The organism is Olsenella sp. CU969 (assembly GCF_905219715.1).
Taxonomy (GTDB): Bacteria; Actinomycetota; Coriobacteriia; order Coriobacteriales; family Atopobiaceae; genus Granulimonas; species Granulimonas faecalis.
This window is the reverse complement of sequence record NZ_CAJMXC010000154.1, coordinates 1-1,375: the sequence shown is the minus strand read 5'-3', so window position 1 is coordinate 1,375 and position 1,375 is coordinate 1. Positions and strand designations below refer to the sequence as shown.

General features: G+C 73.0%; 2 protein-coding genes. Both read right to left on the bottom strand.

Annotated features, from left to right (window positions below; translation table 11 throughout):
- Window positions 1-1,016, bottom strand: a 1,016-nt coding sequence (locus JX283_RS08330; protein ID WP_204830161.1) for a class I adenylate-forming enzyme family protein, incomplete at its 3' end; no start/stop codon positions are given.
- Between the two features lie 96 nt (window positions 1,017-1,112).
- Window positions 1,113-1,375 (bottom strand): class II fructose-bisphosphate aldolase (locus tag JX283_RS08325; RefSeq protein WP_204830160.1); only part of this gene is annotated, 263 nt, incomplete at its 5' end.

Sequence of the window (1,375 nt, the reverse complement as noted above, 5' to 3'; positions counted from 1 at the left end):
GTGTCGCCTGGGAAGAGCAGGGCGGGGCTGGCGGTCTCGGTGAGGCCGTAGACCACCCGGAACTGGGCCTGGGGCATCCACCGCCGGAAGGCGTCCATGGTGGCCGCGGTCTCCCGGGCCGACCCCGACAGCACCATGCGCACCGAGGGGAGCTCGGGGAAGGCCCCGCGCTCGCCCAGCATGCGCGAGAAGGCCGCGGGGGCCGCGTGGAGGTAGGTGACGCCCTCCGCGGCCACGCGCCCCAGGGCCCGCTGGGCGTCGAAGCGCCGCTGGAGGCACACCGTGGCCCCCACCGCGACGAAGTGGGCCACCAGGCCCACGAGGCCCGTGACGTAGTAGATGGGCAGGCACACCAGGCAGCGGTCCTCGATGGTGGTGCCGCAGAGCCGGCCGTAGGTGAGGGCCGCGTGTACCACGTTCTCGTTGGACAGCATCACGGCCTTGGCCCGGCTCGTGGTGCCGCTGGTGAACATCATGAGGGCGCAGGAGGCGGCGTCCCCGTGGGGGGCCGAGGCCGGGGCCGGAACGTCGCCGCCGGCCACCTGGGACGCCCAGAGCACGCGGTCGGGCTCCACCGGCAGGGACGGCGCCCAGGCCTCGTACTCGGGCCCCACCACCGCATGGGTGACGTCGGCGGCATAGAGCAGGGTCACGGCCTCGTCGCGGCGGCACTTGGTGGGCACGGCCACGGCGGCCGCCCCCAGGCGGTTCACGGCGTAGAGGGAGGCCACGTAGGGAAGGCCCGCCTCCATGAGCAGGGCCACCCGGTCGCCGGGGCGCACCGAGAGGCGGCGCTCCAGGCGCCCGGCGAGGCGGTCTACCAGGTCGAGGAGGGCCGCGTAGGTGGTGCGGGTGCCGTCGTCGTCCACCACGGTGTCGTGGTGGGGGTAGCGCCGGGCGCTCTGCTCCAAGGTCGCGTAGAGCGTGCGGGGCGCACCGGCCCAGCGACGCTTGCCGTCACAGCCTATGATGAGGTCGTCCGCGAGTGACCCCCAGCAGAGGTCGCCCGAGATCATGCCCACCACTCCCCTCTCTTCCCGCCGCCTTCGCCGCCTTCGAGGCCGTCTGCCGGCCGCGCGCCCCCGGGAGCTCCCGGGCCGCCGCGGGGCCATCTAGTCCAGCTCCTCCCCGGAGCCGTCGAAGGCGTAGGTGCCGGAGCAGCCGATCATGCGCATGTAGTCGCGGATGAAGCCGATGGCGGCCTCCTCGCCCACCATCTGGATGTCCATGTAGTCGATGCCGGGCTCGGCGTTGAGGCGCTCGTGCATGGCGCCGCGCTGGAACTTGAAGAGGTCGGTGCAGACGTTGATCTTGTTGATGCCCAGCTCCACGCAGCGGCGGATGTTCTCCTCTCCGGCGCCGGAGCCGCCGTGGA